The organism is Streptomyces sp. NRRL S-1813, assembly GCF_000719605.1.
GTDB classification, from domain to species: Bacteria; Actinomycetota; Actinomycetes; order Streptomycetales; family Streptomycetaceae; genus Streptomyces; species Streptomyces decoyicus.
Genome location: NZ_JOHB01000005.1, coordinates 138,935 through 163,163 on the forward strand (window position 1 = coordinate 138,935; position 24,229 = coordinate 163,163).

General features: G+C 71.8%; 21 protein-coding genes. 16 read left to right on the plus strand and 5 right to left on the minus strand.

Annotation, left to right across the window (positions count from 1 at the left end; translation table 11 throughout):
- Window positions 1-29 precede the first annotated feature (29 nt).
- The 5 genes from lepA to IF67_RS0110705 all read left to right on the plus strand — a co-directional run bounded on the left by lepA (window position 30) and on the right by IF67_RS0110705 (window position 8,620).
- The gene (lepA, locus tag IF67_RS0110685) at window positions 30-1,904 is read left to right on the plus strand and encodes a translation elongation factor 4 (RefSeq protein WP_030984466.1); all 1,875 of its coding nucleotides are present in this window, start codon (window positions 30-32) and stop codon (window positions 1,902-1,904) included.
- Between the two features lie 436 nt (window positions 1,905-2,340).
- Complete coding sequence (locus IF67_RS0110690) at window positions 2,341-4,266, plus strand: AMP-dependent synthetase/ligase (RefSeq protein WP_030984467.1); 1,926 nt, start codon at window positions 2,341-2,343, stop codon at window positions 4,264-4,266.
- 332 nt (window positions 4,267-4,598) lie between these two features.
- Complete coding sequence (locus tag IF67_RS0110695; RefSeq protein WP_420708635.1) at window positions 4,599-6,662, plus strand: SpoIIE family protein phosphatase; 2,064 nt, start codon at window positions 4,599-4,601, stop codon at window positions 6,660-6,662.
- Window positions 6,663-6,714: 52 nt separating this feature from the next.
- A complete protein-coding gene (gene hemW / locus IF67_RS0110700; protein ID WP_030984469.1) occupies window positions 6,715-7,947 on the plus strand; it encodes a radical SAM family heme chaperone HemW in 1,233 nt (410 codons plus the stop codon).
- Window positions 7,948-8,053: 106 nt separating this feature from the next.
- Window positions 8,054-8,620, plus strand: a complete 567-nt coding sequence (locus IF67_RS0110705) for a Uma2 family endonuclease (protein ID WP_030984470.1) — start codon at window positions 8,054-8,056, stop codon at window positions 8,618-8,620.
- On the opposite strand, the gene IF67_RS0110710 is transcribed toward IF67_RS0110705, so the two are convergent.
- A complete protein-coding gene (locus IF67_RS0110710) occupies window positions 8,617-9,456 on the minus strand; it encodes a DUF3097 domain-containing protein (RefSeq protein ID WP_030984471.1) in 840 nt (279 codons plus the stop codon). The genes IF67_RS0110705 and IF67_RS0110710 overlap by 4 nt on opposite strands.
- A 63-nt stretch (window positions 9,457-9,519) precedes the next feature.
- Window positions 9,520-10,254, minus strand: coding sequence for an MBL fold metallo-hydrolase (locus IF67_RS0110715; protein ID WP_030984472.1), 735 nt, complete (start codon window positions 10,252-10,254; stop codon window positions 9,520-9,522).
- A gap of 194 nt (window positions 10,255-10,448) precedes the next feature.
- Here IF67_RS0110715 and hrcA point away from each other — a divergent pair, with 194 nt between their 5' ends.
- The 4 genes from hrcA (at window position 10,449) to IF67_RS0110735 (ending at window position 14,527) form a co-directional block, all read left to right on the plus strand.
- Complete coding sequence (gene hrcA / locus IF67_RS0110720) at window positions 10,449-11,465, plus strand: heat-inducible transcriptional repressor HrcA (RefSeq protein WP_030984473.1); 1,017 nt, start codon at window positions 10,449-10,451, stop codon at window positions 11,463-11,465.
- Window positions 11,466-12,602: a molecular chaperone DnaJ gene (gene dnaJ, locus IF67_RS0110725; protein ID WP_030984474.1), complete on the plus strand. Its 1,137-nt coding sequence runs from the start codon at window positions 11,466-11,468 to the stop codon at window positions 12,600-12,602.
- A gap of 96 nt (window positions 12,603-12,698) precedes the next feature.
- Window positions 12,699-13,787 carry a nitronate monooxygenase gene (locus tag IF67_RS0110730; protein ID WP_030984477.1) on the plus strand — a complete coding sequence of 363 codons (1,089 nt, stop codon included), beginning with the start codon at window positions 12,699-12,701 and terminating at the stop codon, window positions 13,785-13,787.
- A complete protein-coding gene (locus IF67_RS0110735; RefSeq protein WP_030984478.1) occupies window positions 13,784-14,527 on the plus strand; it encodes a 16S rRNA (uracil(1498)-N(3))-methyltransferase in 744 nt (247 codons plus the stop codon). Before IF67_RS0110730 ends, IF67_RS0110735 begins: the two co-directional genes overlap by 4 nt.
- A gap of 115 nt (window positions 14,528-14,642) precedes the next feature.
- On the opposite strand, the gene IF67_RS0110740 is transcribed toward IF67_RS0110735, so the two are convergent.
- Complete coding sequence (locus IF67_RS0110740; RefSeq protein ID WP_030085125.1) at window positions 14,643-15,071, minus strand: OsmC family protein; 429 nt, start codon at window positions 15,069-15,071, stop codon at window positions 14,643-14,645.
- Window positions 15,072-15,314: 243 nt separating this feature from the next.
- Between IF67_RS0110740 and IF67_RS0110745 the strand changes: the two genes are divergently transcribed.
- Together IF67_RS0110745 and IF67_RS0110750 are read left to right on the plus strand one after the other, a co-directional pair.
- Window positions 15,315-15,671, plus strand: a complete 357-nt coding sequence (locus IF67_RS0110745) for a histidine triad nucleotide-binding protein (RefSeq protein ID WP_030984482.1) — start codon at window positions 15,315-15,317, stop codon at window positions 15,669-15,671.
- Window positions 15,672-15,681: 10 nt separating this feature from the next.
- Window positions 15,682-16,587: a ribonuclease Z gene (locus IF67_RS0110750; protein WP_030984483.1), complete on the plus strand. Its 906-nt coding sequence runs from the start codon at window positions 15,682-15,684 to the stop codon at window positions 16,585-16,587.
- 85 nt (window positions 16,588-16,672) lie between these two features.
- Here IF67_RS0110750 and IF67_RS0110755 read toward each other — a convergent pair whose 3' ends face one another.
- Window positions 16,673-17,497 carry an HAD family acid phosphatase gene (locus IF67_RS0110755; protein WP_030984485.1) on the minus strand — a complete coding sequence of 275 codons (825 nt, stop codon included), beginning with the start codon at window positions 17,495-17,497 and terminating at the stop codon, window positions 16,673-16,675.
- 205 nt (window positions 17,498-17,702) lie between these two features.
- Here IF67_RS0110755 and IF67_RS0110760 point away from each other — a divergent pair, with 205 nt between their 5' ends.
- From IF67_RS0110760 to IF67_RS0110775, 4 genes are all read left to right on the plus strand, one after another.
- On the plus strand, window positions 17,703-19,010 hold the full coding sequence (locus IF67_RS0110760; RefSeq protein WP_030984487.1) for a glucarate dehydratase family protein: 1,308 nt from the start codon (window positions 17,703-17,705) through the stop codon (window positions 19,008-19,010).
- A gap of 64 nt (window positions 19,011-19,074) precedes the next feature.
- On the plus strand, window positions 19,075-19,629 hold the full coding sequence (locus IF67_RS0110765; RefSeq protein WP_051817874.1) for an MFS transporter: 555 nt from the start codon (window positions 19,075-19,077) through the stop codon (window positions 19,627-19,629).
- A 21-nt stretch (window positions 19,630-19,650) separates the two neighbouring features.
- Window positions 19,651-20,736 carry an S-(hydroxymethyl)mycothiol dehydrogenase gene (locus IF67_RS0110770; protein ID WP_030984490.1) on the plus strand — a complete coding sequence of 362 codons (1,086 nt, stop codon included), beginning with the start codon at window positions 19,651-19,653 and terminating at the stop codon, window positions 20,734-20,736.
- Complete coding sequence (locus IF67_RS0110775) at window positions 20,736-21,365, plus strand: MBL fold metallo-hydrolase (RefSeq protein WP_030984493.1); 630 nt, start codon at window positions 20,736-20,738, stop codon at window positions 21,363-21,365. The genes IF67_RS0110770 and IF67_RS0110775 overlap by 1 nt, the downstream gene beginning before the upstream one ends.
- Before the next feature lie 188 nt (window positions 21,366-21,553).
- On the opposite strand, the gene IF67_RS0110780 is transcribed toward IF67_RS0110775, so the two are convergent.
- On the minus strand, window positions 21,554-22,894 hold the full coding sequence (locus IF67_RS0110780) for a 6-phospho-beta-glucosidase (protein ID WP_030984494.1): 1,341 nt from the start codon (window positions 22,892-22,894) through the stop codon (window positions 21,554-21,556).
- A 66-nt stretch (window positions 22,895-22,960) separates the two neighbouring features.
- Here IF67_RS0110780 and IF67_RS0110785 point away from each other — a divergent pair, with 66 nt between their 5' ends.
- Complete coding sequence (locus IF67_RS0110785) at window positions 22,961-24,106, plus strand: carbohydrate kinase family protein (protein WP_030984497.1); 1,146 nt, start codon at window positions 22,961-22,963, stop codon at window positions 24,104-24,106.
- Window positions 24,107-24,229 lie beyond the last annotated feature (123 nt).

Consider the following 24,229-nt stretch of genomic DNA (forward strand, 5'->3'; position numbering starts at 1 on the left):
CCTACCCGCGTTCACTGAATGGACCCTGCGTGCCCGCGACCCCTACGAACGTGCCGGAGCCGAGCCGTACCGATCCGGCCCTCCTCCGTAACTTCTGCATCATCGCGCACATCGACCACGGCAAGTCGACGCTCGCCGACCGGATGCTCCAGCTCACCGGTGTCGTCGACTCGCGGCAGATGCGCGCGCAGTACCTCGACCGCATGGACATCGAGCGCGAGCGCGGCATCACGATCAAGTCCCAGGCGGTCCGTCTGCCCTGGGACCCCACCGAGGGTGAAGAGGGAAGTGGCACGACCCACATCCTCAACATGATCGACACCCCGGGCCACGTCGACTTCACCTACGAGGTCTCCCGCTCGCTCGCCGCGTGCGAGGGCTGCATCCTCCTCGTCGACGCCGCTCAGGGGATCGAGGCCCAGACCCTCGCCAACCTCTACCTGGCGATGGAGCACGAGCTCACGATCATCCCCGTCCTCAACAAGATCGATCTGCCGGCCGCCCAGCCCGAGAAGTTCGCCGCCGAGCTGGCCAATCTGGTCGGCTGCGAGCCCGAGGACGTCCTGCGGGTCTCCGCCAAGACCGGCGTCGGCGTGCCCGAGCTGCTGGACAAGGTCGTCCGCGAGGTGCCGGCCCCGGTCGGCGTCAAGGACGCTCCCGCCCGCGCGATGATCTTCGACTCGGTCTACGACGCCTACCGCGGTGTCGTGACCTACGTGAAGGTCGTCGACGGCACGCTCCGCAAGCGCGAGCGCATCAGGATGATGTCGACCGGCGCCGCTCACGAGCTCCTGGAGATCGGCACGAACTCCCCGGAGATGAAGGCGTCCGACGGCCTGTCCGTCGGTGAGGTGGGCTACCTGATCACCGGCGTGAAGGATGTCCGGCAGTCCAAGGTGGGTGACACGATCACCCAGCTCAACAAGGGTGCCGAGGAGGCGCTCGGCGGCTACAAGGACCCCAAGCCGATGGTGTTCTCGGGCCTGTATCCCCTGGACGGCTCGGACTACCCGGAGCTCCGCGACGCGCTGGACAAGCTTCAGCTCAACGACGCCGCGCTGGTCTACGAACCGGAGACCTCCGCGGCCCTGGGCTTCGGCTTCCGCGTCGGCTTCCTGGGCCTGCTGCACCTGGAGGTCATCCGCGAGCGCCTGGAGCGTGAGTTCGGCCTCGAACTGATCGCGACCGCGCCGAACGTGGTCTACCGCGTCGACATGGAGGACGGGACCGAGCACGAGGTCACCAACCCGAGCGAGTTCCCGACGGGCAAGATCGACAAGGTGCACGAGCCGGTCGTACGCGCCACGGTCCTGGCACCGAGCGAGTTCATCGGCGCGATCATGGAGCTGTGCCAGAACCGCCGCGGCAACCTGCTCGGCATGGACTACCTCTCCGAGGACCGCGTCGAGATCCGCTACACCCTCCCGCTCGCCGAGGTCGTCTTCGACTTCTTCGACCAGCTCAAGTCCAAGACCCGTGGCTATGCCTCGCTGGACTACGAGCCCACCGGCGAGCAGGCCGCCGACCTGGTGAAGGTCGACATCCTGCTGCACGGCGACAAGGTCGACGCGTTCTCCGCGATCTGCCACAAGGACAAGGCGTACGCCTACGGCGTCCGGCTGGTCGCCAAGCTGCGGGAGCTGATTCCGCGGCAGAGCTTCGAGGTGCCGATCCAGGCCGCCATCGGCGCCCGGGTCATCGCCCGTGAGACGGTCCGAGCCATCCGCAAGGACGTCCTCGCCAAGTGCTACGGCGGTGACATCTCCCGTAAGCGGAAGCTGCTGGAGAAGCAGAAGGAAGGCAAGAAGCGGATGAAGATGGTCGGCAGCGTGGAGGTCCCGCAGGAGGCCTTCATCGCTGTGCTGTCCTCGGACTCCGACGGCGACGCGAAGTCGAAGAAGTAGCGCGTCACCCGCATCACCCGCACCCACGGCCCCACGAGCCGTGAGATGACGAAGCCGCGAGGCGACGAAGTCGTGAGGCGACGAAGCGGAGCGGCCGCCGGATGGAGCGGTCGTAAAGCAGCGGAACAGGGTGCCGGTCCCCATGGAGGGGGTCGGCGCCCTGTCGGCTTTTCCCTGTTCGCCGGCGCGAATGCGGGGCGCGGCGCCCGGGTGGTGGCGGGTGGTGTGATCCGTCCCACCTGGAGACGGCCCGGTAGGGGTGAAGGGCGAGGCTCGCTATCGGGCGTTGCGGGTGCTACGTACACCTATCGCACTGGTCACATCGTGAACCAGTAGGTCGTAGCCCCTTACGCGTCGGCGCCGCGCGCTCTAGTCTGATCACTGCTCAAAGGTTACTCGCGAGTCACCAGCAACGAAGCGGGCCCCGGAGGACGCCGTGACGGACACCCACACGCTGATCGAAAACCGGCCGCCTTCGGTGGCACACCTCTTCCTGGAGCGGGTCGCGGCCACGCCCGATATCGAGGCCTATCGCTATCCGGTCCCCGCGTCCAAGGCCTCGGCCTCGCACGGGCAGGGAGGCGCCCCCGCCGGCCAAGGGGCGGACGACTGGAAGGTGCTCAGCTGGGCCCAGGCCGCGGAACGGGTCTACGCCGTGGCCGCCGGGCTCATCGCGCTCGGCATACTGCCCGAGGAGCGGGTGGCGCTCGCCGCCAACACCCGCGTCGAGTGGATCCTCGCCGACCTCGGTGTGCTCTGCTCCGGCGCCGCCACCACCACGGTCTACCCCAGCACCAACACCGAGGAGACCGCCTACATCCTGGCCGACTCCGGCAGCCGGGTGCTGATCGCGGAGGACGCCGGACAGCTCGCCAAGGCGCGTGAGCGGCGCGCGGAGCTGCCCGAGCTGGCGCATGTCGTCGTCATCGACGAGGCGGGCGCGGAGCCCGCCGAGGGCGATCCGGAGGGCTGGGTGCTCACCCTGGCCGAGCTGGAGAAGCGCGGCACCGCCTATCTGGCGGACCACCCGGAGTGCGTCAAGGAGCGGGTCGCCGCGCTGCGCGCCGACCAGCTGGCGACGCTCATCTACACCTCCGGTACCACCGGCCGTCCCAAGGGCGTCCGGCTGCCGCACGACTGCTGGTCGTACATGGCCCGCGCGATCCAGTCGACCGGCCTGGTCCACGAGGACGATGTGCAGTACCTCTGGCTGCCGCTGGCGCACGTCTTCGGCAAGGTGCTCACCGCCGGACAGATCGCGACCGGCCAGGTGATCGCCGTCGACGGCCGGGTCGACAAGATCATCGAGAATCTGCCGGTCGTCCGGCCCACGTACATGGCGGCCGTACCGCGGATCTTCGAGAAGGTCTACAACGGGGTCGCGGCCAAGGCCCGGGCGGGCGGCGGCGCCAAGTACAAGATCTTCCAGTGGGCCGCCGAGGTGGCCCGCGAGTACGCCAAGGTCTCGCAGGACAACTTCCGCCGCACCGGCAACGCCTCCGTGCCGTTCGCGCTGGGTGCCAAGCACAAGATCGCCGATGCGCTCGTCTACAGCAAGCTGCGGGAGGCGTTCGGCGGCCGGCTGCGCGCCGCGGTCTCCGGCTCGGCCGCGCTCTCGCCGGAGATCGGCTACTTCTTCTCCGGTGCCGGCATCCACATCCTGGAGGGCTACGGCCTGACGGAGTCCAGCGCCGCCAGCTTCATCAACCCCGGCGAGGCCTACCGCACCGGAACGGTCGGCAAGCCGCTGCCCGGCACCGAGGTGCGGATCGCCGAGGACGGCGAGATCCTGCTGCGCGGCCCCGGCATCATGCAGGGCTACCACGGCCTGCCGGACAAGACCGCCGAAGTCCTGGAGGAGGACGGCTGGTTCCACACCGGTGACATCGGTGAGCTCTCCCCGGACGGCTATCTGCGGATCACCGACCGCAAGAAGGACCTGATCAAGACCTCGGGCGGGAAGTACATCGCGCCGGCGGAGGTCGAGGGCCAGTTCAAGGCGGTCTGCCCGTTCGTCTCCAATGTGCTGGTGCACGGCGCCAACCGGAACTACTGCACCGCGCTGATCGCCCTCGACGAGCCCACGATCCTGGCCTGGGGCAAGGAGCACGGCCTGGCCGGCAAGGAGTACGCCGATCTCGTCGCCACCGACCAGGTCCGCGAGCTGATCGACGGCTATGTCGAGCGGGTCAACGAGGGGCTTCAGCGCTGGCAGCAGATCCGCAAGTTCCGGCTGCTGCCGCGTGACCTGGACATCGAGCACGGCGAGGTGACCCCCAGCCTCAAGATCAAGCGGCCGGTGGTGGAGCGGGCGTTCAAGGACCTGCTCGACGAGATGTATGCGGGGGCGCGCGAGGCGTAGTCGCAGGGGCGCGGCGATATGGGGCGGGCCGGGTCGGCGCGCCCCCTGCCGCCGCGCCCGTACGGGTGAAGTCGGCGGCCGGCGGGAACCGCGGCCGCCGTTGAAGCTGTCCGTACAGGTTCCCCCCGGCGCCCCTGCGTACGCGCCGGCCAACTCCCGCGGCGCGTCAGCCGAATTGGCCGCTGTGACCACCGACTTCTGTGACTCAGTGCTTATGTCTGCGCTCGTTCTGTCACTCTGTCGTTGGCGCATCCGGCGCTGTAGCGGAGCTGCTCGGGAGTTGCTCAATGCGGACGACAACTTCGTCTCCACGGGACGACGACGTCACGGCGATGCGCGGGACGAGGGCGGGAGGGTCCCGTGGCGGACCCTCGGCCGGGCCTGCCGACGGGGCCGTGGCCCGTTCCCGGTGGGCCAGCCTGCCCGGTGATCCGCAGGCCGCTGCCGCCGCCCGCCGGTTCGTCCGCGGCGCGTTCGCCGACTGGGCCGACCAGCGGCTGCCCGGCGCGGAGCGGCTGGCCGGCCGGCTCGCGGACGAAGCGGTTCTGCTGGTCAGCGAGTTGGTGACGAACGCGGTGGTGCATGCGGGCACCACCGTCGAGCTGCGCTGCCGGCTGGAACCGGAACGGGAGCCGGGCGCGGAGGCATACGGGGGCCGGAGCGGTGAGCCCTGCCCGGCGCCGTACGGGGACGCCCCCGCCATCCCGGGCGCCGGCCTCGACGCCGTCCCCGGCCCCGGTCTGCTCGTCGAGGTGTCCGACCATCACCCCACCCAGCCGGTCCGCGCCCACGAGGACAGCGCCGCTTCCGAGAACGGCGGCCACGGGCTCCAGCTGATCAGCGCGGTCGCCGAGTCCTGGGGCGTCACCTACCGCCGGGCCATGAAGACCGTCTGGTTCCGGCTGCCCGTGGGAGCCCGGGACGGTGCCCGGCCCGAACCGGAGCTCGCCTTCGACGACCAGCTGCTCCAGCACGGACTGCGGGCCGCCGAACTCCTCGCCCCGGCGCCGCGCCGGTCCGCCCGGCCGGAACAGGAGGCCGACCGGGCCGCCAACGGCGCCCTCTCCTTCCTCGCCGAAGCCTCCGACCTGCTCTCCGGCCAGCTCGACGCCGATCAGGTCGCCGCGCTCGCCGCCCAGTTGATCGTGCCGCGGCTCGCCGAATGGTGCGCGGTGTGGCTCTACGACGGCGACGCCGGCGCGCCCGGCCGGGGCATCGCCGCGGACGGCGAGGAACAACGGCTCGCTCGCGTCTGGCACACCTGCGAGAGCCGGATCGACGCGCTGCGCACGGCGCTGGAGAAGCAGCCGCCGGAACTCCCGGGCAGCGGCTCGCCCAACGGTGCGCCCGGCGCGGTCCCCTGGCCCTGGCCGTACGAACCGAGCGGCTACGGGCCGGGCGGCGCCGCACTGGCCTGCCCCCTGGTCGCGGGCGGCCGCCGCCTCGGCACCCTCCTGCTCGGCCGGGGCGGCCTGCCGCGCTTCCCCGACGAGGTCGTCGGCCTGATCGAGGACCTGGGCCGCCGGGTCGCCCGCGCGGTTGCCACCGCCCGCGCCTACAGCCGCCAGGAGCGGATCAGCCAGGTCCTCCAGCGCCGTCTGCTGCCGCGGGGGCGGGCGCAGGTGCCCGGCGTGGAGTCGGCGGTGGTCTACGAGCCGCGTGAGGGTGCCTGGGCGGGCGGCGACTTCTGGGACCTCTTCGACGCCGGGGACGGCCGCTGGTGCTTCGCCCTCGGCGATGTCTGCGGCAGCGGCCCCGAGGCGGCCGCGGTGACCGGGCTGGCCCGCCCGGTGCTGCGGCTGCTGGCCCGCGACGGCTTCGGAGTGGCCGCGGTGCTCGACCGGCTCAACAAGACCATGGCGCGGGAGGCCGTGGATTCGGTGGCGGCGGTCGCGGCGGCGGTGGCGGCGGCCGGCGCCGGGGCGGAGGCGCCGGTCGAGATCCGCGAGGAGGGCGAACAGGCCCGCTTCCTGTCCCTGCTCTACGGCGAGATCGTCCCGTACCCCGGCGGCTCCGGGGGCGCACGCTGCACCCTGGCCAGCGCCGGCCATCCGCTGCCGCTGGTGCTGGGCGCGGACGGCACGGTCCGGGTCGTCGCGGCGCCGCAGATGCTGCTGGGGGTGGTCGAGGACGCGGCGTACGTCAGCGAATCGTTCGACCTCTGCCCGGGGGAAACGCTTCTGTGCGTCACCGACGGGGTGACCGAGCGGCGCTCGGGGCGGCGGCTCTTCGACGACGAGGACGGCCTGGCCACCGCCCTTGCCGCAGGAGTCGGCCTGGGCGCCACCGCCCTCGCCGACCACATCCGCAACACCGTCCACGCCTTCGGCCCGATCCCGCCCGACGACGACCTCGCCCTGCTGGTCCTCCAGGCGGCGGGGCACGGGGTGTCCTAGGGCACCCCGGCACCGGACCGGCACCGCCCCGCCATGACGGACAATGGTTCCCATGCCTTCCGCACTGCCTGATGGTGAGCCGATGCCCGAGGACGGGGCGCTGCCCGGTCATGCCCCGGCGGGCGCCGCCGGCCGGCCCCTCGGCTTCTATCTGCATGTGCCGTACTGCGCGACCCGCTGCGGCTACTGCGACTTCAACACGTACACCGCGAGCGAGCTGCGCGGCTCCGGGGGCGCCCTGGCCTCCCGCGACAACTACGCGGACACCGTCGTCGACGAGATCCGGCTGGCCCGCAAGGTGCTGGGCGACGACCCGCGCCCGGTCGAGACGGTCTTCGTCGGCGGCGGCACCCCGACCCTGCTGCCCGCCGCCGATCTCGGCCGGATGCTCGCCGCCATCCGCGAGGAATTCGGCCTCGCGCCCGGTGCCGAGATCACCACCGAGGCCAACCCGGAGTCCGTCGATCCCCGCTACCTCGACGAGCTTCTCGCGGGCGGTTTCAACCGGGTCTCCTTCGGTATGCAGAGCGCCCGGCAGCACGTCCTGAAGATCCTTGACCGTACGCACACCCCGGGCCGCCCCGAGGCCTGCGTCGCCGAGGCCCGCGCGGCCGGTTTCGAGCACGTCAACCTCGATCTGATCTACGGCACTCCGGGCGAGACCGACGACGACTGGCGCGCCTCCCTCGACGCCGCGCTCGGCGCCGGCCCGGACCATGTCTCCGCCTATGCCCTGATCGTCGAGGAGGGCACCCAGCTGGCCCGCCGGATCCGCCGCGGCGAGGTCCCGATGACCGACGACGACACCCACGCCGACCGCTACCTGATCGCCGACGAACGCCTCGCCGCGGCCGGTTTCACCTGGTACGAGGTCTCGAACTGGGCCACCACCGACGCCGCCCGCTGCCGCCACAACGAGCTCTACTGGACCGGCGCCGACTGGTGGGGCGCGGGCCCCGGCGCCCACAGCCACGTCGGCGGCGTCCGCTGGTGGAACGTCAAACACCCCGGCGCCTACGCCCAGGCCCTCACCGAAGGCCGCTCCCCGGGCGCCGGCCGCGAGATCCTCTCGGACGAGGACCGCCGGGTCGAACGCATCCTCCTGGAGCTGCGGCTCTCGGACGGCTGCCCGCTGGACATCCTCGCGCCGGCGGGGGCGCGGGCAGCGGCCCGTGCGCTGGCCGACGGTCTGCTGGAGGCCGGTCCGTACGAGGCGGGCCGGGCCGTGCTGACGCTCCGGGGGCGGCTGCTGGCGGACGCGGTGGTGCGTGATCTGGTGGACTGAGAACGTGTGCTCGAACGAGTGAACCGATGTGGGTGTGCTGCGCGCCCGCCTAGGCTGTTCATAGGCTGCTGCTAACTGAACGCGGCGGATGTGGAGGCCCACGGAGATGACCGCTGTGGATGAGCGACCGATTGACAAGGTTATTGGTGCGTTCGAGAGCATTGATGTTCCCGACGGCATCAAATGCGAGCTGCTGCGGGGCGAAATCGTGATGAGGGCCGGGCCCGACTGGGTCCACAACTTGATCGTCCTGTCCATCCTCTACCAGGTCCCCGCTGAGCGGTGGTACCCGGTTCAGACTCAGGACCTCGCGATCCCCGGAGAGGCAAGTCAGCCGCAGCCCGATCTGGTGGTGGTGGAACACGGGGCATTCGAGGGGCCAGGACGACTGGTTCCCGCTCCGGCTGTCACTCTGACCGTGGAGGTCGTATCCAAGACGAGCGCGGATCGGGATTACCACACAAAGCGTTCCATGTATGCGGCTGGCGGTATCCCCGCGTACCTGATCGTCGATCCGCTCGCTGCTCGTTGCCTCCTGCTCACAGAACCGGAGGGCGCGGGCGAGAACGCCGAGTACCGGGTCGAGCGCACCGCGAAGTTCGGCGATCAGATCCCGATCGATGCCCTCGGTATCACCCTCAACACCGAGGGGTTCCGGACGCTCTCCCGCTAGCGGAGTTCGCCGTCCGGCACAGTCACGAAGTCGATCAGCTCCTCCACCCGCCCCAGCAGCGCCGGCTCCAGGTCCTTGTAGGAGCGCACGCAGGACAGGATCCGCTGCCAGGCGGCGCCGGTGTTCTCCGGCCAGCCCAGTGCCCGGCACACGCCCGTCTTCCAGTCCTGGCCGTGCGGGACGGACGGCCAGGACGCGATCCCGACCGAGGACGGCTTCACCGCCTCCCAGACGTCGATGTACGGATGGCCCACCACCAGCGCATGGTCACCGGTCACCTCGGCCGCGATACGGGACTCCTTCGAGCCGGGCACGAGATGGTCGACGAGGACGCCGAGACGGGCGTCAGGACCGGGGGAGAAGCCGCGGACGATCGCGGGCAGGTCGTCGATGCCCTCCAGGTACTCCACGACCACGCCCTCGATGCGCAGGTCGTCGCCCCACACCCGCTCCACCAGCTCGGCGTCGTGCCGGCCCTCCACATAGATGCGCCCGGCGCGGGCGACCCGTGCGCGGGCGCCGGGCACGGCGAGTGATCCCGATGCCGTACGCGTCCGGGTGGTGGCCGCCGGCCGGCCCTGGGGGCGTACGAGAGTGACCACCCGCCCCTCCAGCAGGAAGCCGCGCGGCTCCATGGGGAAGACCCGGTGCTTGCCGAAGCGGTCCTCCAGGGTGACCGTCGGGCCCTGTGCCGTCTTCTCGCAGCGGATCACGGCGCCGCAGAAACCCGAGGTGACCTCCTCGACGACCAGATCGGGCTCGGCCGGCACCTCGGGCGCAGGCTGCTGCTTCTTCCAGGGCGGGGTGAGGTCGGGGCTGTAGCGCCGGTTCTGCATCGCGTGGGACCTGTTCTCTGTCGATCTTTGTTTGTATGCAGTCGTGGGGAGGGCGGGCGGTGGTCAGGACGGGGCGACGCCGAAGCGGGTGGCCAGGGCCTCGCGTTGGGCACGGACGAAGCGGGCGTCCACCACGGCGCCATGGCCGGGAACGTACCGCGCGTCCTCGCCGCCGAGGGCCAGCAGCCGGTCCAGCGCGGCGGGCCACTGCTGCGGCAGTGCGTCGTGGCCTGCCTGGGGCTCTCCGGACTCCTCGACCAGATCGCCGCAGAAGACGATCTCCGGGTCCCCGCCCCGGCCCGGTACCAGGACCGCCAGATCGTGGGCCGTGTGCCCGGGGCCGACATTGGCGAGCAGCACCTGCCGGTCGCCGAGCTCGACGGTCAGCTGGTCGTGGACGTGGTGGTGCGGGGCGACCAGCAGATCGGCGGCCTCGGCGGCGGCGTCCCGGTCGACGCCGTGCCGCATCGCGTCGTGCCGCAGCTCGTCCTTGCCGCGGCGCAGCAGCTCGCTCAGTCCGGCCGCGCCGAAGACCTCGACGCCCGCGAAGGCGGCGGTGCCCAGCACATGATCGAAGTGGGGGTGGGTGAGCGCGATATGCGTCACTTCCCGGCCCAGTACGCCGCGGATCGCACGCCGCAGATCCGCGCCGTCGCGCAGGGTCGCGCCGGTGTCGACGATCATCACGCCGGTGGTCCCCGCGACCACCCCGATCGTCTCGTCCCAGCCCGGCATACGGCGCCTGGCGACACCGTCACCGAGTCGTTCCCACCCGGCCTCTTCCCAAGCAGTGTGCATACCGAGACGCTAGCGCCATCGCGATAGCGTTGCCCGACAGATCGGCCGAACACGGTCATCGGGCGGGTGCTGTGCGCGGCTGCCCTTGCCGTGTCCGTGCTACCCGGCCGTACACTGGCTCAGGGTCTGGCACTCGGCCCGTGTGAGTGCCAGGAGAGACGAGACGGCGGACGGCCGGACTGGAGGTGCGCGGGATGCTCAGTGAACGCAGGCTGGAGGTGCTGCGCGCCATCGTCCAGGACTATGTCGGGACGGAGGAGCCGGTCGGCTCCAAGGCGCTCACCGAACGCCATCAGCTCGGCGTCTCCCCGGCCACCGTCCGCAACGACATGGCGGCCCTGGAGGACGAGGGATTCATCGCCCAGCCGCACACCAGCGCCGGGCGCATCCCGACCGACAAGGGCTACCGCCTGTTCGTCGACAAGCTGGCCGGCGTCAAGCCGCTGTCCAGCCCGGAGCGGCGGGCGATCCAGAATTTCCTGGACGGCGCCGTCGACCTCGACGATGTGGTGGGCCGCACGGTCCGGCTGCTGGCGCAGCTGACCCGGCAGGTCGCGGTCGTGCAGTACCCGTCCCTGACCCGGTCCACGGTCCGGCATGTCGAACTGCTGGCGCTGGCCCCCGCCCGGCTGATGCTCGTACTGATCACGGACACCGGGCGGGTCGAGCAGCGGCTCATCGACTGCCAGACGCCGTTCGGCGAGGCCTCGCTGGCGGACCTGCGGGCCCGGCTCAACAGCAGGGTCGTCGGCCGCCGGTTCGCGGATGTGCCGCAGTTGGTGCAGGATCTCCCGGAGTCCTTCGAGCAGGACGACCGCGGCACGGTCTCGACAGTGCTGTCGGTGTTGCTGGAAACTCTGGTGGAAGAGACCGAAGAGCGGCTGATGATCGGCGGTACCTCCAATCTCACGCGATTCGGGCACGATTTCCCGCTGACGATCCGGCCGGTGCTGGAGGCCCTTGAGGAGCATGTGGTGATGCTCAAGCTGCTCGGGGAGGCCAAGGACTCGGGCATGACCGTACGTATCGGGCATGAGAATGCCCACGAAGGCCTGGCGTCCACATCGGTCGTCACGGTCGGCTACGGTTCGGGCGACGAGGCAGTCGCCAAACTCGGCGTGGTCGGACCGACCCGCATGGACTACCCCGGAACGATGGGAGCGGTACGCGCAGTGGCACGTTACGTCGGACAAATCCTCGCGGAGTCGTAAGTGGCCACGGATTACTACTCGGTCCTCGGCATCAGCCGTGACGCCTCGCAGGACCAGATCAAGAAAGCCTTCCGCCGGCTGGCGCGTGAGCTGCACCCGGACGTGAACCCGGATCCCAAGACCCAAGAGCGGTTCAAGGAGATCAACGCCGCTTACGAGGTCCTGTCGGACCCGCAGAAGAAGCAGGTCTACGACCTCGGCGGCGATCCCCTCTCGCAGGCGGGCGGCGGCCAGGGCGCGGGCGGCTTCGGCGCGGGCTTCGGCAACTTCTCCGACATCATGGACGCCTTCTTCGGCACCGCGTCGCAGCGCGGGCCGCGCTCGCGCACCCGCCGCGGCCAGGACGCCATGATCCGGCTCGACATCGAGCTGAACGAAGCGGCCTTCGGCACGACCAAGGACATCCAGGTCGACACCGCCATCGTCTGTACGACGTGCACCGGTGAGGGAGCCGCGCCGGGTACCTCGGCGCAGACCTGCGACATGTGCCGCGGCCGCGGTGAGGTCTCGCAGGTCACCCGGTCCTTCCTCGGCCAGGTCATGACGTCCAGGCCCTGTCCGCAGTGCCAGGGCTTCGGCACGGTCGTGCCGACCCCGTGCCCCGAGTGCGCAGGCGACGGCCGGATCCGCTCCCGCCGCACGCTGACCGTCAAGATCCCGGCCGGCGTCGACAACGGCACCCGCATCCAGCTCGCGGGCGAGGGCGAGGTCGGCCCCGGCGGCGGCCCCGCCGGCGATCTCTATGTGGAGATCCACGAGCTGGCGCATTCGGTCTTCCAGCGGCGCGGCGACGATCTGCACTGCACGGTCACCATCCCGATGACAGCGGCGGCGCTGGGCACGAAGTGCCCGCTGGAGACGCTGGACGGGGTGGAGGAGATCGATGTCCGGCCCGGCACCCAGTCCGGCCAGTCGATCCCGCTGCACCAGCGCGGGGTGACCCATCTGCGCGGCGGCGGCCGGGGCGATCTCATCGTCCATGTCGAGGTGATGACGCCGTCCAAGCTCGACCCCGACCAGGAAGAGCTGCTGCGGCGGCTGGCCAAGCTCCGCGGGGAGGAGCGGCCCACGGGGCAGTTCCAGCCGGGGCAGCAGGGTCTGTTCTCGCGCCTGAAGGATGCGTTCAACGGGCGATAGCCCCAGGTGGGCCCGGGGGCGAAGCCGTTCCCCGGGCCGGCGCAGCGGTCGCCGCCCCGGTTCGGAGCGGGGCGGTGGGCGTGACACGATGTGCTCATGCCCACCGCACTGACCGAGTTCTGCCGCTACCCGATCGTGCAGGCCCCGATGGCGGGAGGCGGCTCAGGACCCGAGCTGGCCGCCGCCGTCTGCGGCGCCGGCGGTCTCGGCTTCCTCGCCGCCGGCTACAAGACCGCCGACGGCATGTACCAGGAGATCAAGCAGCTGCGGTCGCTGACCGACCGGCCCTTCGGCGTCAATCTCTTCATGCCGCAGCCCTCGCTGTCCGACAGCTCCGTCGTCGAGGTCTACCGCGAGCAACTCGCGGGCGAGGCCACCTGGTACGAGACGGAACTCGGCGACACCGACGGGCCCATCGACGACGGCTACGAGGCCAAGCTCGCGATCCTGCGGGACGACCCGGTGCCGGTGGTGTCCTTCACCTTCGGCTGCCCCTCGCGCGCGGTCCTCGACGCCTTCGCCAAGGTCGGCACGTACACCATCGTCACGGTCACCACCGCCGCCGAGGCGCAGGCCGCACAGTGGTCGGGGGCCGACGCGGTGTGTGTGCAGGGCGTGGAGGCCGGCGGCCATCAGGGCACCCACCGCGACGATCCGCACGCCGACGGGACCGGCTCGGGGCTGGGGCTGCTGGCGCTGCTCGGGCAGGTCCGTGAGGCCGTGCAGATCCCGGTGATCGCCGCGGGCGGGCTGATGCGCGGGGCGCAGATCGCGTCGGTGCTGGCCGCCGGGGCGAGCATGGCGCAGCTGGGCACCGCCTTCCTCGCCACCCCCGAATCGGGCGCCAACCCGCTGCACAAGCAGGCGCTGACCAACCCGCTGTTCACACATACGGAGTTGACCCGGGCGTTCTCCGGGCGGCCGGCCCGCGGTCTGGTCAACCGCTTCATGCGCGAGCACGGCCCGTACGCCCCGGCGGCCTACCCCGCCGTCCACTACCTCACCTCCACGGTGCGCAAGGCCGCGGCCAAGGCGGGCGACGCACAGGGCATGAACCTGTGGGCGGGGCAGGGGCACCGGCTGGCCCGGGAGCTGCCCGCCGGGCAGCTCGTGGAAGTACTGGCGGTCGAACTGGACGCGGCGCGCGCCGCGTTGAGCCGCCCGGGCGCCGGCAGCGCCTCATGACCGCGCCGGTTTTCCTCGTCGATTCGCTCGCGGACGTACGGGCCGGCGGCACGTTCACTCTCGACGGCCCCGAGGGCCGGCACGCGGTGTCGGTGCGCCGGCTGCGGGTCGGCGAGGAGGTCGTCCTGACGGACGGTCACGGCGCCGGGGCACATGGCACGGTCGCCGCCGTCGAGGGGAAGGACCGGCTGACCGTCGCGGTCACCGAGCTGCGCAGTGAGGCCCCGCCGCACCCCACGATCACCGTCGTCCAGGCGCTCCCCAAGGGCGACCGCGGCGAGCTCGCCGTCGAGACGATGACCGAGACCGGTGTGGACGCCATCGTGCCCTGGGCTGCGGCGCGTTGCGTGACCCAGTGGAAGGGCGAGCGGGCCGCGAAATCGCTCGGCAAATGGCGCGCCACGGCCCGCGAGGCGGGCAAGCAGTCGCGCCGGCTGACCTTCCCCGAGGTCGCGGACCCGCTGACGACCAAGCAGGTGGCCACCCTGCTCGCCGACGCCGACTTCGCCGCCGTCCTCCACGAGGAGGGCAGCTCCCCGCTCGCCACCGCCGAACTCCCCGCCGAGGGCCGGATCGTACTCGTCGTCGGGCCGGAGGGCGGTGTCTCCCCGGAGGAACTCACCCTCTTCGCCGAGGCCGGCGCCAAGCCGTACCGCCTGGGGACGACCGTGCTGCGCACCTCCACGGCCGGCACGGCGGCGACGGCGCTGCTGCTGGGGCGCACGGGGCGCTGGAGCTAGGGGCAGCCCCCGGAACTGGGTGGGCGTCCCCGGGGCGCACGGCCCCCGGGACGCCCTGCGGAGCCACGGCCTCCGGGACGCCCTGCGGAGCGACCGGACCCGGCCGCTCGTCCCGTCAGAGCAGCTCCGCCGCCAGCGTGATGTTCTTGACGCCCGCCAGCGCCTGGCTCACCGGGCAGTTGGCCTTGGCGTCCTGGGCCGCCGCCTGGAAGTCCTCCTCGGACAGGCCGGGGACGCGGGCCTTGACGGTCAGCGCGATGGCGGTGATGCCCTCACCGGGCTGGAAGGTGACATCGGCCCGGGTGTCCAGGGCCTCGACGGTGTACCCCTTGCCGGCCAGGCCGTGCGAGAAGGCCATGGAGTAGCAGGAGGAGTGGGCCGCCGCGATCAGCTCCTCGGGGCTGGTGACTCCGTTGGGCTGCTCCGCGCGGGCGGGCCAGTTCACGTCGTACGTACCGAGCTTGGAGGACTCCAGGGCGACGGTGCCCTTGCCCTCCAGGAGGTTGCCTTCCCAGTGGGTCTCGGCGGTGCGCGTGGTGGCCATGGTGCATCACTCCTGGTGGTGGGTGGGCGACAGCGGTTCTGCGGGCCAGTTTAGTGATCCCGCGGCGCGGTGCCGGGCGGCACGTGCCCCGCCGGGAGGGCCCGGCCCCCTCGGCGGCCCCCAGCCCGCGACGAAGCCCGCGCCCCCACCCCCGGTCACTGCAACCCCCCGACGGCGCCGCCCGATAGCATCCGAAGGTCGTACGCACCGTGTGTACGGCGGATGACTCGGGAGGAGCCACCGGTGGCGGGAGAACCGCAGGCCGATTGCCTGTTCTGCAAGATCGTGGCGGGGGAGGTGCCGGCGACCATCGTCCGGGAGACCGAGACCACCGTCGCGTTCCGCGACATCAATCCCCAGGCCCCGACGCACATCCTGGTGATCCCCAAGGTCCACTACGCGAACGCCAGGGAGCTGGCCGCGGCCGAACCGGCGATCGCGGGCGATGTGCTGCGCGAGGCCGGCGTGGTGGCCGCGGAGGAGAAGGTCGACACGACCGGCTACCGCATCGTGTTCAACACCGGCCCCGGCGCCGGCCAGACCGTCTTCCACGCCCATGCGCATCTGCTGGGCGGCTGCGACCTCCAGCGTCTGGTCTGACGGGGCCGACTTGTCCGTACGCGAACTGGTGGTCCTCGGCACCGCGAGCCAGGTACCCACCCGGCACCGCAACCACAACGGCTATCTGCTGCGGTGGGACGGCGAGGGGCTGCTCTTCGACCCCGGCGAGGGGACGCAGCGGCAGATGCTGCGCGCCGGGGTCGCCGCCCATGACCTGAACCGGATCTGTGTCACCCACTTCCACGGTGACCACTCGCTGGGCCTGGCCGGGGTGATCCAGCGGATCAACCTCGACCGGGTGCCGCATCCCATCACCGCCCACTATCCCGCCAGTGGACAGCACTTCTTCGACCGGCTGCGGTATGCCACCGCCTACCGGGAGACGGTCCAGCTGATCGAGCGGCCGGTCGCCGCCGACGGTGAGCTGGACCGCTCGAAGTCGTACGTCCTGGAGGCACGGCGGCTCTCGCACCCCGTCGAGTCGTACGGCTACCGCCTCGTGGAGCCGGACGCCCGCCGGATGCTGCCGGAGCGGCTGGCGGCGCACGGCATCGCCGGGCCCGACGTCGGGCGGATCCAGCGGCTCGGTGAGCTCAACGGCGTCACCCTCGACGAGGTGAGCGAGCGACGCCCCGGCCAGCGGTTCGCCTTCGTCATGGACACCCGGCTGTGCGACGGCGTCCATGCCCTCGCGGAGGGGGTGGACATGCTGGTCATCGAGTCGACCTTCCTGGACGAGGACGTCCAACTGGCACTTGATCATGGCCACTTGACGGCCGGGCAGGCCGCGGAGGTGGCCCAGCGGGCCGGTGTGCGGCACCTCGTGCTGACGCACTTCTCGCAGCGCTACGCCGACCCCACGGAGTTCGAGCGGCAGGCCCGCTCGGCGGGCTACACCGGCGAACTGACCATCGCCCAGGACCTGTCGCGGGTGCCCCTGCCCAAGCGGCGCTGACGGCAACGGCGGCGCTGACGGCAACGGCGGCGCCCGCAGCGGCGCGGCCCGTCCGCCTGGCAGGCGGACGGGCCGGAAGGCCGTCCTACGGCAGGTAGTACATCGGGTTCGGCAGCTTGAACGTCCGGTCGCCGGCGCCGCCGCTCAGGTCGCTGTACTGGTCCCCGAAGTTGGCGACGACGTCGTAGCCGAGGGACTCGATGTGCTTGCGGGTGCCCGACTTGTACTCGACCGTCGTGCAGGTGGCGCCGCAGGGCAGGTAGGCCGGCGGGTTCTCCTTGTTCTTCAGGTAGACGTGCCGGCGGTCCAGAGGGACCCCGTAGCCGACGTTCTTGAGGTTGCGGACGCTCCAGTCGCGCTGCGCCTCCTTGCGGCCGGTCAGGAAGAACACCTCGGCACCCTTGGCGTGCGCCCAGTTGACGAGCCGGTTCATGCCGAAGACCGGGTCCATGTCGGTGTGCGCCAGGTACTTGTCCTGGCTCTCCTCGGTGTAGTGGAAGCCCACCTGGAGCTCGTAGTTGTAGGTGAGCAGGGTGGTGTCGTCCATGTCGAGGACGATGGCCGGCTTGGCCGGCTTGGACTGCTTGCCCGCCCGGTCGTGCCGTGCGAGGGCCTTGGACAGGTACGTGCGGGCCTTGGCCTCGATGCCGCGGACCTGCCGTGCGTAGTTGCTGTGCGGGGAGGCGTAGTGCTCACCGTCCGCCGTCACCGTGTCGCCGTAGTACGCCTTGATCTTGTCCTGTACCTGCGTGAGGTTGGGGATCTCCTTGTCGGTGCGCGGCACGGAGTGTTCGGCGGTGGCCTGGCCGACGCCGAAGACCGCGGTGCCGGCGACGAGGGCGGCGACCGTGGTGGCGCCGAGGCGGGCCCTTCGGGAGAGGGCGGGGCGGAATCGGGTGGGGCGGGGCATGCGCGGCTCCTCCGGGAGTCATCAGGGGACTCCGTAGGTCTAACAGAGCCTCAATTCGGTATCTACGCGCGAAGATTCAACCCTTGGTAAAGGCTCGTGCGGTGCGGGCTCTTGACGGTCGCGAGGCGAGATCCCTAACCTCCAAATCCATCTGTAGACGCCATCTACATATGAAAACAGCCCTCGGTCGCGTAGGAGCCTGCGGATGACGGATGCCAAGAACAGCCTCACGATCACCGAAGTCCGGCTCACCCCGATCCTGGTGGCCGATCCGCCGTTGCTGAACACGCAGGGCGTACACCAGCCGTACACTCCGCGGCTGATCATCGAGCTGATCACCGAGGGCGGCGTCACCGGCCTCGGCGAGACCTACGGGGACACCAAGTACCTGGAGCTGGCCCAGCCGTTGGCCAGTGCGCTGATCGGCCGGTCGGTCACGGACCTGAACACGCTGCCTGCGCTCGCCGCCGAGGTGTGCGGTGATTCACCGGCCGCGACCGGGGCCGAGGCCGTGGACGTCGGCGGACTGCGCGGCGTCCAGACCGCCGACAAGCTGCGGCTGTCCGTCCTCTCCGGCTTCGAGGTCGCCTGCCTGGACGCCTGGGGCCGGTCCGCCGGACTGCCCGTGCACGCCCTGCTCGGCGGCAAGGTCCGCGACCGCGTGGAGTTCAGCGCCTACCTCTTCTACCGCTGGGAGGGGCACCCCGGCGGCCGCGGGGAGCGCGACGACTGGGGCGCGGCGCTCGACCCGGCCGGTGTCGTCGCCCAGGCCCGCCGGTTCGCCGACACCTACGGCTTCACGTCCTTCAAGCTCAAGGGCGGGGTCTTCACCCCCGCGCAGGAGGTCGCCGCCATCCGGGCGCTGGCCGCCGCCTTCCCCGGGCAGCCACTGCGGATCGACCCCAACGGCGCCTGGAGCGTGCGCACGTCGCTGGAGGTGGCGTCCGAGCTGGGCGACGTCCTGGAGTACCTGGAGGACCCGACGAGCGGCACCGCCCGGATGGCGGAGGTCGCGGCCGGCGCACCGCTCCCGCTCGCCACGAACATGTGCGTGACGACCTTCGACGAGATCGCCGGGGCGTTCACCCGCGGCGCCGTCCAGGTCGTGCTCAGTGACCACCACTACTGGGGCGGGCTGCGCGCCACCCGTGAACTCGCCGCGGTCTGCCGCACCTTCGGCGTCGGCCTGTCCATGCACTCCAACACCCATCTGGGCATCAGCCTCGCCGCGATGACCCAGGTCGCGGCCACTGTGCCGCACCTCGATCACGCCTGCGACAGCCACTACCCCTGGCAGACCGAGGACGTCCTCACCGAGCGGCTCACCTTCCGCGACGGCCGGCTGGAAGTCGGCGACGCCCCCGGCCTCGGCGTCACGCTCGACCGCGACCGGCTCGCCGTACTGCACCGCCGCTGGCTGGACGACGACGGCGGCCTGCGCGACCGCGATGACGCCGCGGCGATGCGGCGCGCCGACCCGGCCTGGGTCACCCCCGCCCTTCCCCGCTGGTGACCCCCGGGGGCCCGCCCCTGCTCCCCGGCCGCCCCCGGGCGGCCGGACGGCAACGGAGTCGCATGTGGTCGCGGTGCCCTGGCTGTGTGCCCTCGCCGCGGCGTACGTCACGGGGCGGGCCTCGGACCGTACGGGCCGGCGGCGGCCCTTCCTGGTCGGCGCGCTGCCGGCCGGCTCGGCCGGCACTCTGCCGGCCGCCCTGGTGTCCCCCTGGCTCGCCCTGGCCGCGCCGTGCCTGGCGGCGATGGGCGTCAAGACGTCCTCCCCGGTCTTCCGGACGACTCCGCAGAGCTACTTGGACGCCCGGATCGCGGCGCCCGCCATCGCGCTCGTCAACTCCCCGGGAATCCTCGGCGGGTTCGTCGCGCCGACGGCCTTCGGGATCCTCCAGGACGCCACCGGCTCGACCCGCGGCGGGCTGATCGCACTGTCGGTGGTGGGCGTCCTGGCGGCGGTCGGCGTCGCGCTGATCCGCGGCGGCGGGCACCACGAGCGGGCGCGCGGCCGCGGCCCTGGGCCAAAGATCACGAACCCGGCCGTGGTCCTGTGCGTCATGGCCCGGCACGCGTACGGTGAGGCACGGCTCAGTGGCGGTGCGCCACAGTGGTCCCGTAGGTGATCTGTGAGAGGGGCTGTCCCGATGGCACAGGAAGTGCGCGGCGTGATTGCGCCGGGGAAGAACGAACCGGTCCGGCTGGAGACCATCCTGGTGCCGGATCCGGGTCCCGGCGAGGCCGTGGTGAAGATCCAGGCGTGCGGGGTGTGCCACACCGATCTGCACTACAAGCAGGGCGGCATCAACGACGACTTCCCGTTCCTGCTCGGGCACGAGGCGGCCGGTGTCGTGGAGTCGGTCGGCGACGGGGTCACCGACGTGGCGCCGGGGGACTTCGTGGTCCTCAACTGGCGTGCGGTGTGCGGCCAGTGCCGTGCGTGTCTCCGCGGCCGCCCCCAGTACTGCTTCGACACCCACAATGCCCGCCAGAAGATGACGCTGAAGGACGGCACGGAGCTGAGCCCGGCGCTGGGCATCGGCGCCTTCGCCGACAAGACGCTGGTCGCCGCAGGACAGTGCACCAAGGTCGACCCCCGGATGGCGCCCGAGGCGGCCGGGCTGCTGGGCTGCGGGGTGATGGCGGGCATCGGCGCCGCGATCAACACCGGCGGTGTCGGGCGCGGCGACTCGGTCGCGGTCATCGGCTGCGGCGGCGTCGGCAACGCGGCCGTGGTGGGCGCGCGGCTGGCCGGTGCGGTCACGATCATCGCGGTGGACATCGACGACCGGAAACTGGAGACCGCGCGCTCCATGGGCGCCACCCATACGGTCAACTCGCGCTCCAGCGACCCCGTCGAAGCGGTCCGCGAGCTGACCGGCGGCTTCGGCGCGGATGTCGTCATCGACGCGGTCGGCCGGCCCGAGACCTACCGGCAGGCCTTCTACGCCCGCGATCTGGCCGGAACCGTCGTCCTGGTGGGCGTGCCCACCCCGGACATGACCCTGGAACTCCCCCTCCTGGACGTCTTCGGCCGCGGCGGCGCCCTCAAATCCTCCTGGTACGGCGACTGTCTGCCCTCCCGCGACTTCCCGATGCTGGTCGATCTGCATCTTCAGGGCCGGATCGACCTGGGCGCGTTCGTCACCGAGACCATCGGCATCGAGGACGTAGAGCAGGCCTTCGCGCGGATGGAGTCGGGCGATGTCCTGCGTTCGGTGGTGACGCTCTGATGGCGGCCCGTATCGACCACCTGGTCACCTCCGGAACCTTCTCCCTCGACGGCGGCACCTGGGACGTCGACAACAACGTCTGGATCGTCGGCGACGACGACGAGGCGATCGTCATCGACGCCGCCCACGATGCCGACGCCATCCTCGAAGCCCTCGGCGGCCGGACGCTGCGCGCGATCGTCTGCACCCATGGGCACAACGACCACATCGACGCGGCCCCGGCGCTGGCCTCCCGCACCGGCGCCCGGATCCATCTGCACCCCGCCGACCTGCCGTTGTGGAAGATGACGCACCCGGACACCGCGCCGGACGCGGAGCTGGCGGACGGCCAGGTGCTGACCATCGCCGGTACGGACCTGACCGTGCTGCACACCCCGGGCCATGCGCCCGGCGCGGTCTGCCTCCACGCGCCCGAGCTGGGCACCGTCTTCACCGGCGACACCCTCTTCCAGGGCGGCCCCGGCGCCACCGGGCGGTCCTTCTCGGACTTCCCGACGATCGTGGCCTCGATCCGGGACCGGCTGCTGACCCTGCCGCCCACGACGCAGGTGCGCACCGGACACGGCGACCCGACGACGATCGGCGCGGAGGCCCCACATCTGGGGGAGTGGCTCAAGCGCGGCCACTGAGGGGCCACTAGGGCCGGGGCGCACAGATCCCGTAGGGGTTGCGGGCGCCCCCTACGGGCCAGAACGCGGCGGGGGCGGAGGGTATTCCGCGGCCTCACGCCTCGGTGCCCTCGCGCCTCCGCCCTCAAGGCTCCGTGCCTTCACGGCTCCGTGCCCTCACGTCGCCTTGGCCTCAGGTCTCCCTGCCCTCAGGCCTCCGTGGCCGCCCGCTCCAGGATGCGGGCGGCCACCGCGGGGGAGTCCACCAGCGGATGCAGCGCCAGCGCCCGTAGCGCGGCGCTCCGGTCCTTGAACGTCGCGGCCTCCACGGTGGCCCGCTCCACCGCCTTGACCTGGAGCATCAGCCCCAACTGGTCCTCCCGCAGCGGCGCGCAGGGCAGCGGCCGGGCGCCCTGGGCGGTCACCTCGCACACCGTCTCCACGATCGCGTCCGGCGCCAGCTGCGGCACCGTCGTCCCGTTGCGCACATTGAGGATCAGCCGGGTCCCGCTGTCGCCCAGGATGGCGTGCATCAACGCCAGCGCCACCCGGTCGTAGCCGCCGCCCTCCAGATCGTGGCTGTCGCGCTGCCAGCCGCCGCCGGCCTCCCTGCTGTGCGCCATATAGGTCTCCTCGCGCTCCAGCCGGGTGCGCTCCCACAGCTCGTACGCCCGGTCCGGGCCGCCGGCCGCCGCGGCCCGCTCGAAGAAGCCGCCCTGCTGGTGGTCGAGGAATTCGCCGCGGGTCTCCCGGGTGTCCCGTACGGAGCCGAGGGTCTCGCGGCGGAAGTAGTAGTAGTGCAGATACTCGTTGGGGAGCGCGCCCAGGGTCCGCAGCCAGTCGGCGCCGAAGAGCCTGCCCTCCTCGAAGGAGCCCAGCGCGGCGTCGTCGGCGAGCAGCCCCGGCAGCAGCTCGGTGCCGTCCAGCGTCAACGACCGCAGCCAGCCGAGGTGGTTGAGCCCCACGTAGTCGTAGCCGGTCCGGTCCGGGTCCCCGAGCGCGGCCGGGTCCGCGCCGGCCGCCCGTGCCGCCCGGCGCACCAGCCCGACCGGCGAATCGCAGATCCCGATGACACGGTCGCCGAGCACCTGGGACATCGCCTCGGTGACCATGCCCGCGGGGTTGGTGAAGTTGATGACCCAGGCATCCGGGGCGAGCGCCGCGACCCGCTCGGCGATGTGCAGCGCCACCGGGATCGTCCGCAGCCCGTACAGGACACCGCCCGCGCCGACCGTCTCCTGGCCGAGCACGCCCTCGGACAGCGGGATCCGTTCGTCGCGTATCCGGCCCGCCGTACCGCCCACCCGGATCGCCGAGAAGACGAAGCCGGCGCCGGCCAGCGCGTCGTCCAGCCCGTCCGCGACCCGTACGGGCACCGGCGCCGGATGCCCCTGCGCCAGCCGCGTCAGCACGTCCGCGATCACCGCCACCCGGCGTGGATCGGTGTCGTGCAGCACCACCTCGGAGACGGAGTGTGCCGGGTCGTCCAGCAGAGCGCGGTAGACCAGCGGCACCCGGAAGCCGCCCCCGCCGAGAATCGTCAGCCTCATGGGGCGGAACGTACCGCAGCATCAGGCACACTGGCGGCACGTGCCGATACGAGAGGAGCGAGCACGGTGAGCAGCCGACGCGATGACCTTCCGCCCGCGGGCCCGGCCGCAGTGCCACCGGCCCTCGATCCGCTGGCAGGGGTGCGCGCCGCCGGCGATCCACCCACCGACGTCTATCTCACCGGCACGGTCTTCCTGGACATCATTTTCACCGGCCTGGACTCCGCACCGGTCCGCGGCACCGAGTCCTGGGCCCGCGGCATGGGCTCCAGTCCCGGCGGAGTCGCCAACATGGCCACCGCACTGGCCCGGCTCGGCCTGCGCACCTCGCTCGCCGCCGCTTTCGGCGACGACCACTACGGCGAGTACTGCTGGGAGGCGCTCGCACAGGGCGAGGGCATCGACCTGGCGCTGTCCCGCACCGTCCCCGGCTGGCACTCCCCGGTCACCGTCTCCATGGCGTACGAGGGCGAGCGCACGATGGTCTCGCACGGCCACGAGGCGCCGCCGCCCGATTTCGCCTTCGACGGCAAGCACGCCCCGGGCTGCCCGCCGCCCTCCCGCGCCTGCGTCGCCTCGCTGGTACCGGGCCGGCGGGAACCCTGGCTGGGCTGCGCGGCCGGCCGCGGCAGCCGCATCTTCGCGGACGTGGGCTGGGACGACAGCGGGCGCTGGGACCCGGCCGACCTGGCCGACCTCGAACACTGCGAGGCGTTTTTGCCCAACGCGGAGGAGGCGATGCGCTACACCCGTACGGACTGCCCGCGCGCCGCCGCCCGCAAGCTCGCTGACCGGGTGCCGCTCGCGGTGGTCACGCTGGGTGCGGAGGGCGCCTATGCGGTGGACGGGCGGACCGGCGAGAGCGCCGAGGTGCCCGCCATCGCCGTGGAGGCGCTGGACCCCACGGGCGCCGGAGACGTCTTCGTCGCCGGATTCGTCACCGGCACGCTCGCCGACTGGCCGCTCGCCGAACGGCTCGCCTTCGCGGGGCTGAGCGCCGCGCTGTCCGTGCAGGAATTCGGCGGATCGTTGTCCGCGCCGGGGTGGGCCGAGATCGCCGGCTGGTGGCAGCAGGTGCGCGCCTGCGAGGCGGGTGCGCCGGGCGCGCTGCGCCGCCAGTACGCCTTCCTGGACGAGGTGCTGCCCGCCGCCTACCGGCCCGCCCCGCTGGCCCGCGCCGTCCCGACGATCGGCTTCCGCCGCCCGGCCTGAGCGGCCCCGGCACCGGGCAGGGTGCGGCCCGGCGGCCCCGCCCCGGCAGGAAAAGCCCTCGGGCTTGTCGGTGCCCCGTCGTACTCTGGTATCCCAAGGAGCCGAGTGCAGGTCGAGTGCAGG